Source organism: Tibeticola sp., from assembly GCF_022759015.1.
GTDB lineage: Bacteria > Pseudomonadota > Gammaproteobacteria > Burkholderiales > Burkholderiaceae_C > Tibeticola > Tibeticola sediminis.
The window spans coordinates 1-7,580 of the sequence record NZ_JAEMQB010000181.1; the positions used below are offsets into that span (position 1 = coordinate 1).

Annotated in this window: 7 protein-coding genes; all 7 read left to right on the forward strand. The window is 66.1% G+C overall.

Annotation, left to right across the window (positions count from 1 at the left end; genetic code table 11):
- Positions 1 to 453 (forward strand): fumarylacetoacetate hydrolase family protein (locus JHC36_RS11385; protein WP_287919237.1); only part of this gene is annotated, 453 nt, incomplete at its 5' end.
- Positions 454 to 663: 210 nt separating this feature from the next.
- Positions 664 to 1,275: a TetR/AcrR family transcriptional regulator gene (locus JHC36_RS11390; RefSeq protein ID WP_287919254.1), complete on the forward strand. Its 612-nt coding sequence runs from the start codon at positions 664 to 666 to the stop codon at positions 1,273 to 1,275.
- Positions 1,276 to 1,323: 48 nt separating this feature from the next.
- Positions 1,324 to 3,120, forward strand: coding sequence for an acyl-CoA dehydrogenase C-terminal domain-containing protein (locus tag JHC36_RS11395; RefSeq protein WP_287919240.1), 1,797 nt, complete (start codon positions 1,324 to 1,326; stop codon positions 3,118 to 3,120).
- 63 nt (positions 3,121 to 3,183) lie between these two features.
- A complete protein-coding gene (locus tag JHC36_RS11400; protein ID WP_287919242.1) occupies positions 3,184 to 3,615 on the forward strand; it encodes a DUF2147 domain-containing protein in 432 nt (143 codons plus the stop codon).
- Positions 3,616 to 3,635: 20 nt separating this feature from the next.
- Positions 3,636 to 6,092 (forward strand): 3-hydroxyacyl-CoA dehydrogenase/enoyl-CoA hydratase family protein, encoded by a 2,457-nt coding sequence (locus tag JHC36_RS11405; protein WP_287919245.1) that lies wholly within the window; start codon positions 3,636 to 3,638, stop codon positions 6,090 to 6,092.
- A 21-nt stretch (positions 6,093 to 6,113) separates the two neighbouring features.
- Entirely contained in the window at positions 6,114 to 7,322 is a 1,209-nt protein-coding gene (locus JHC36_RS11410) for an acetyl-CoA C-acyltransferase (RefSeq protein WP_287919248.1), read from the forward strand.
- Between the two features lie 64 nt (positions 7,323 to 7,386).
- A partial coding sequence (locus JHC36_RS11415) for a hypothetical protein (RefSeq protein WP_287919251.1) occupies positions 7,387 to 7,580 on the forward strand: 194 nt, incomplete at its 3' end.

The following is a 7,580-nucleotide window of genomic DNA, read 5'->3' on the forward strand; positions in this document are numbered from 1 at the left end:
GTGACGCAAAAGGAGGCGCTCGCGCATGTCGCGGGTTATTGCGTCGTCAATGATGTCAGTGAGCGCGCGTTCCAACTCGAACGCGGCGGCACTTGGGACAAGGGCAAGGGTTGCGACACCTTCGGGCCCGTCGGGCCTTGGCTGGTGACGCGCGACGAGGTGCCCAACCCGCAGCGGCTCGGCCTTTGGCTCGAGCTCAACGGGGAGCGCATGCAGAGTGGCAACACGCGCACGATGGTGTTTGGCGTCGCCAAGCTGATCAGTTACGTCAGCCAGTTCATGACGCTCGAGCCGGGTGACATCCTCACCACCGGCACCCCGCCCGGGGTTGGTATGGGTCAGCGCCGGGATGGCAAGCCCGCGCCGCGCTTTCTCAAGCCTGGCGATGTGCTGCGGCTGGGCATCGACGGGCTGGGCGAGCAGCAGCAGACGGTGATTCCCTTCGCGCGCTGAACCCCGCGGGCCGGTGCGCCGTGTGCGCTGGCTCTGCCAAAAATCCTAGACGCCGCACTCTAGAACCTGCAGAAAGTTTGGCGTCCGAGCGCAATTGCTGCAGAATAGAACGACCGTTCGCTTTTGGGCGGTTCGTCAACCGGGATTTTTGCACGCGCCATGGCCACTGCAGCAAAGCCGCATCTCAAACGGGTCGCCCATGCCGGGCGCATGGTTGCGCCGCGTGCGCGGGGCAAGGGGCAGCAGACGCGGGCGCTGATCCTCGACGCCGCGCTCGGTCTGGCGGCGCAGGTCGGGCTCGAAGGCTTGAGCATCGGCGCGCTGGCCGAGCTCACGGGGATGAGCAAGTCCGGCGTTTTTGCCCACTTCGGGTCGCGCGAAGAACTGCAGATTTCGGTCATCCGCGAATACCACAGCCGCTTCGAAGACGAGGTTTTCTTCCCCGCGATGCGTGAGCCACGCGGGCTGCCGCGTTTGCGCGCGCTGTTTGCGAACTGGATGCGCCGCACCTCGGCCGAGATCGATTCGGGCTGCATCTACATCAGCGGGGCGGTCGATTTCGACGATCGGCCCGGACCGGTGCGCGATGCGCTGGTGGAGTCGGTGAGCATCTGGCAGGCGGCCGTCGTGCGCGCCATCGTCCAGGCGCGCGAGGAAGGGCACCTGAGAGCCGACGCTGATGAGCACCAGGTGGCGTTTGCGATCCACGGGCTGATTCTGGCCCTGCACTACGAGGCCCGATTCCTGCGCCGCGCCGGCGCCGTCGAGCGCGCCATAACCGGTTTTGACGATGTGCTCGCGCGCTACGGCCGCGCGGGCTAGTTCCTTGCGATTTCCCTTTTCCGTTTCCTTTTTCTCTAGGAGTCTGCCATGCCGATTTACAACCCACCCCTGCGTGACATGCAGTTCGTCATGCACGAGTTGTTCAAGGTCACCGATGAATTTCGTGCGATGCCCCGGCATGCGGACATCGACGTCGACACCATCAACGCCATCCTCGAAGAGGCCGGCAAGTTCGCGAGCCAGGTGATCTTTCCGCTCAACATCAGCGGCGACACCGAAGGCTGCCAGCTCAACCGCGAGACCCACGAGGTCACGACGCCCAAGGGTTTCAAGGAGGCGTATCAGACCTATGTCGCTGGCGGCTGGCCGGCGCTGTCGTGCGAGCCGGAGTATGGCGGCCAGGGGCTGCCGCTGGTGGTGAATCAGTGCCTGTACGAGATGATGAACTCCGCCAACCAGGCGTGGACGATGTACCCGGGCCTCACCCACGGTGCCTATGCCGCGCTGGTCGAGCACGGCACGCCGGAACAGAAGAGCGCCTACCTGCCCAAGATGGTCAGCGGTGAATGGACAGGCACCATGTGCCTGACCGAACCGCATTGCGGCACCGACCTGGGCCTGTTGCGCACCAAGGCCGAGCCACAAGCCGACGGCACCTACAAACTCACGGGCACGAAAATCTTCATCAGCGCCGGTGAGCACGACCTCGCCGAGAACATCGTGCACCTGGTGCTCGCGCGCCTGCCCGATGCGCCGCCCGGCATCAAGGGCATCAGCCTCTTCATCGTGCCCAAGTTCCGGGTCAACGCCGACGGCAGCCTCGGCGAGCGCAACGCCATCTTCTGCGCGGGCCTCGAGCACAAGATGGGTATCCACGGCAACGCGACCTGTCAGATGGTGCTCGACGGCGCCGTTGGCACCATGGTCGGCCAGCCGAACAAAGGCATGCAGGCGATGTTCGTGATGATGAACGCGGCGCGCCTGGGCGTGGGCAATCAGTCGCTCGGCTTGACCGAGGTGGCCTATCAGAACGCCCTGGCTTACGCCAAGGATCGCCTGCAGATGCGCAGCCTCTCGGGTCCGAAGGCCAAGGACAAGCCGGCCGACCCGATCATCGTGCACCCGGATGTGCGCAAGATGCTGCTGACCGCCAAGGCCTACGCCGAGGGCGGACGCGCGCTGGCGATCTTCTGCTCGGTGCTGCTCGAGAAGGTGCATTTCCATCCCGACGAGAAGGTGCGCAAGGACAGCGAGGAAATGCTCTCGCTGCTCACGCCCATCACCAAGGCTTTCCTGACCGACAACGGCTGGCAGGCCACCATGATGTGCCAGCAGGTTTTTGGCGGCCACGGCTACATCAAAGAGTGGGGCATGGAGCAGTTCGTGCGCGATGCGCGCATCAACATGATCTACGAAGGTACGAACACCATCCAGGCGCTCGACCTGCTGGGCCGCAAGGTGCTGTCGAACAATGGGGCGACGCTCAAGAAGTTCGGCAAGCTCGTCGCGCAGCTGGTCGAGGAAGAGGGCGTCAACGAGAAGATGGCCGAGTTCATCAATCCGATCGCCATGCTGGGCGACCAGATGACCAAGTTCACGACCGAGATCGGCTTCAAAGGCATGCAAAACCCCGATGAAATCGGCGCCGCTGCGGTGGACTACCTGCGCGTGGCCGGGCACCTGGTGTTTGGCTACTTCTGGGCGCGCATGGCGCAGGTGGCGCTGCGCGAGATCGCTGCGGGCAACACCGATCCGTTCTACGCCGCCAAGCTGCAAACCGCGCGCTTCTACTTTGCCAAGCTCTTCCCCGAAACCGCCTCGCTCATGCGTACGGCCCGCGCGGGTGCGGCGCCGCTGATGGAGACGGAGCTGGCTTTGGCGTGAGGCCTCAGGGGCCGCTGCCGACACGTGGCGGCCGTTTTTCAACGTTTTTGGGGGAACGCCAGCATGAAACGGTCTTTGTTTGCTCTTGTTTTTGCAGCATTTTCAGGGCTGGCTTGGGCGCAACTCACGCCCGAGGGCCTGTGGCGGAACATCGACGACAAGACCGGCGAAGCCAAGGCCGAGATCCGCATCGCTGCGACGCCCTCGGGCGCGCTGCACGGTCGCATCGAGCGCGCGCTGATTCAAAGCGCCGAGCCCAACTGCACCGCCTGCACGGATGACCGCAAAGGCCAGCCGAAGGTCGGCCTCGAGATCATCCGCGGCGCGAAGAAGTCGCCCGACGACCTCGTGTGGGAGGGCGGCAAGATCCTCGACCCCGAAAACGGCAAGGAATACACCTTGCGCATGACCCCGATCGAAGACGGCAAGAAGCTGCAGGTACGCGGCTACATCGGCCCCTTCTACCGCACCCAGGTCTGGGTGCGCGTGCAGTAACCCAACACCCAGGAAATTCCATGTCCCGATTCAACGTCCGAAAAGTTGCCGTGCTCGGCGCCGGCGTGATGGGCGCGCAGATTGCCGCCCACCTCGTCAACGTCAAGGTTCCGGTCATCCTGTTCGACCTTCCCGACCCGAAGGCCCCCACGCTCCCCGCTGCGCCGGCCTTGGGGCGGCCCGGCGGCGCAGGCCCCAAGAGCGGCATTGCGCTGCGCGCGATCGAAAACCTCAAAAAACTCAAGCCTTCGCCGCTGGGCGTGGCCGAGGATGCGGTGCTCATCGAGCCTGCGAACTACGAAGAGCACCTCGAGCGGCTGCGCGAGTGCGACCTCGTCATCGAGGCCATTGCCGAGCGCATGGACTGGAAGACCGACCTCTATCACAAGATCGCACCCTTCGTCGCACCGCATGCGATCCTGGCTTCCAACACCTCGGGGCTGTCGATCACCCGCTTGTCCGAGGCCTTGCCCGAGTCGATCCGTCCGCGGTTTTGCGGCATTCACTTCTTCAACCCGCCGCGCTACATGCAGCTCGTCGAGCTGATCGCCACGCCCTCGACGCAGGCGGGCATCCTCGACGATCTCGAAGCCTTCGTCACGACCACGCTGGGCAAGGGCGTGGTGCGTGCCAAGGACACGCCCAACTTCATCGCCAACCGCATCGGCATCGCCGGCATGCTCTCCACGATGAAGGAGGCGGAGAACTTCGGCCTCAGCTTCGACATCGTCGACGACCTCACCGGCAAGAAGCTCGGCCGCGCAAGCTCGGGCACCTTCCGCACGGCCGACGTGGTGGGCCTGGACACGATGGCCCATGTCATCAAGACGCTGCAGGACAACCTCAGCCTCGACACCGACCCCTTTTACGGCAGCTTCGGCACCCCGCCGGTGTTGGCCAAGCTCATCGAGCTCGGCCACCTCGGCCAGAAAACCAAAGCCGGCTTCTACAAAAAAGTCGGCCGCGACGTGCTGCGCTTCGACCTGGCCAGCGGCGACTACGTCCCCGCGGGCGCGAAGGCCGACCCGGTCTACGAGCGCATGCTCAAAAAGCCCGCGGCCGAGCGGCTCAAGCTGCTGCGCAACGCCGAAGGCCCGCAGGGCCGCTTCCTGTGGGCGATTCTGCGCAACAGCTTCCACTACGCGGCGATCCACCTCGCCTCCATCGCCGACACCGCGCGGGACGTGGACCAGGCGATGCGCTGGGGCTTTGGCATGAAGCAAGGCCCGTTCGAACTCTGGCAGGAAGCCGGCTGGCTCGAAGTCGCGCGCATGGTGCAAGAAGACATCGACGCGGGCCGCGCGCTGTGCAAGGCGCCGCTGCCCGACTGGGTGTTTCACGGCCCGGTCGCCGAAGCCGGCGGCGTGCACACCGAGGCGGGTTCGTGGAACCCCAGCACCGGCCGCTTCGAGCCGCGTCGAGCGCTGCCGGTCTACCGTCGGCAAATCTTCCCCGAGCTGCTGCTGGGCGAAGGCGGGCCACGCCCCGAGCGCAGTGGCCAGACCGTGTTCGAAAACGACGGCCTGCGGCTGTGGACGCTGCCCGAAGTCGCCGGTGATGTGCTCATCGCTTCGCTGCGCTCGAAGATGCACACGCTCGGCCCCGACGTGATCGAGGGGCTGGCCGAGGCCGTGGAGCGGGCCGAGGCCGACTACCGCGGCCTGGTGATCTGGTCGCCCGACGAGCCGTTCTCTGCCGGCGCCGACCTGCAGGCCATGCTGCCGGGCTTCCTCATGGGCGGCGTCGCGGCGATCGACGAAGCCGAGGCCGAACTGCAGCGCATCATGCTGCGCATCCGCTACGCCAACGTTCCGGTGGTGGCGGCGGTGCGCGGGCTGGCGCTCGGCGGCGGTTGTGAGCTCGCCGTGCACTGCGCGCGGCGCGTTGCGCACATGGAGAGCTACATCGGCCTCGTCGAGGTCGGCGTGGGCCTGATCCCCGGTGGTGGCGGTCTGACCTACATTGCCCGTCGCGCGGCGGAAAACGCCCGCCTGTCGACCGGAAAAGATTTGCTGCCGTTCTTGAGCGACGGATTCACCGCGGCGGCGATGGCCAAGGTCGGCACCAGCGCGCTCGAGTCGCGCAAGCTCGGCTATCTGCTCGAGAGCGATGTCGTCGTCGCCCACCGCGACGAGCTGCTGCATGTCGCACTCAACGAAGCGCGCGCCATGGCTGAGAGTGGATGGCGTCCGCCGCTCAAGCGGCTGTTCCCGGTGGCCGGGCGCGATGCGCGCGCGACCATCCTCGGGCAGCTCGTCAACATGCGCGACGGCGGCTTCATCAGCCAGCACGACTTCCACATCGCCGACCACATCGCCACCGTGCTCACGGGGGGCGACGTCGACCCCGGCACGCTCGTGAGTGAGGAATACCTCATGACGCTCGAGCGCCGTGCGTTCGGCGCCTTGCTGACCCACCCCAAGACGCAGGAACGCATCATGGGCATGCTCTCCACCGGCAAGCCGGTGCGCAACTGAAGCCCGCAAAGGAACCCGATCATGACGAAACCCTTGCAAGACGCCTACATCGTCGCCGCCACCCGCACGCCCATCGGCAAGTCCGCGCGTGGCTACTTCCGCAACTACCGCCCCGACGACCTGCTCGCGCATGTGCTGCGCGCCGCCGTCGCGCAGGTGCCGGGGCTGGACCCCGTGACCATCGAGGACGTGATCTGCGGCTGCGCGATTCCCGAAGCCCAGCAGGGCCTCAACGTCGCGCGCATCGGCGCCATCCTCGCGGGGCTGCCCAAAAGCGTGGGCGGCATCACCGTCAACCGCTTCTGCGCCTCGGGCCTGTCGGCCGTGCAAATGGCCGCCGACCGCATCCGCGTCGGTGAAGCCGACGTGATGATTGCCGCCGGCACCGAAAGCATGAGCATGGTGCCGATGATGGGCAACTCGCCGAGCCTGTCGCCGAGCATCTTCAAGAGCACCGACAACATCGACGACTACGGCATCGCCTACGGCATGGGCCTGACCGCCGAGAAGGTGGCGCAGCAGTGGAAGGTGAGCCGCGAAGCCCAGGACGCGTTCGCGCTGCAGTCGCACCAGCGCGCGCTCGCAGCCATGCAGGCCGGTGAGTTCAGCGACGAAATCACGCCGGTCGAAATCACCGAACGCAGCGTGAACCTCGAAACCGCCGAGGTCGCTACCCGCACCCGCACCGTTGAGCTCGACGAGGGCGCGCGTCCCGACACCAGCCTCGAGAGCCTGGCCAAACTGCGCCCAGCCTTCTCGGCGCGCGGCACCGTCACCGCAGGCAACAGCTCACAAACCAGCGACGGCGCGGGGGCGCTCATCCTCGCGAGCGAAGCCGCGATCAAGCGTTTCAACCTCACGCCACTGGCACGCTTCGTGAGCTTTGCTGCCGTGGGCGTGCCGCCGCACCTCATGGGCATCGGGCCGATCGAGGCGATTCCCGCAGCGCTCAAGCGCGCTGGCCTCAAGCAAGACGACCTCGACTGGATCGAGCTCAACGAAGCCTTTGCCGCGCAGTCCCTGGCGGTCATCAACACGCTCGGGCTGGACCCAGCCAAGGTCAACCCGATCGGCGGCGCCATCGCGCTCGGCCACCCGCTCGGCGCCACCGGCGCGATCCGCTCGGCCACCGTCGTGCATGCGCTGCGCCGCCACCAGAAGCGCTACGGCATGGTGACGATGTGCGTGGGCATGGGGCAGGGGGCTGCCGGCATCTTCGAGCGCGTCTGAGAGGCTGGGAGGGAATTAGTCATGCCCGCTTTGACGCCCCAAAACACGCCCGAGGGCGTTGCAAATGCGCGCCGTAGCCCGAGCTACGGCTGTGCTTTGCGCCTACTCGGGCGCGTATTGGGGCGCCCCTTCGGGCACGCCCAATTCCCTCTCAGCCTCTGAGCGTGCCCCAGTGCGCACCCGAGGAGACTTTGCGATGACCGACATCCTGATCCACACCGAAGACGGCATCACCACGCTGACCTTCAACCGGCTCGA

Coding starts and splice junctions, on each gene's coding strand:
- JHC36_RS11390 (WP_287919254.1), top strand. CDS start 664: ATGGTTGCGCCGCGTGCGCGGGGCAAGGGGCAGCAGACGCGGGCGCTG.
- JHC36_RS11395 (WP_287919240.1), top strand. CDS start 1,324: ATGCCGATTTACAACCCACCCCTGCGTGACATGCAGTTCGTCATGCAC.
- JHC36_RS11400 (WP_287919242.1), top strand. CDS start 3,184: ATGAAACGGTCTTTGTTTGCTCTTGTTTTTGCAGCATTTTCAGGGCTG.
- JHC36_RS11405 (WP_287919245.1), top strand. CDS start 3,636: ATGTCCCGATTCAACGTCCGAAAAGTTGCCGTGCTCGGCGCCGGCGTG.
- JHC36_RS11410 (WP_287919248.1), top strand. CDS start 6,114: ATGACGAAACCCTTGCAAGACGCCTACATCGTCGCCGCCACCCGCACG.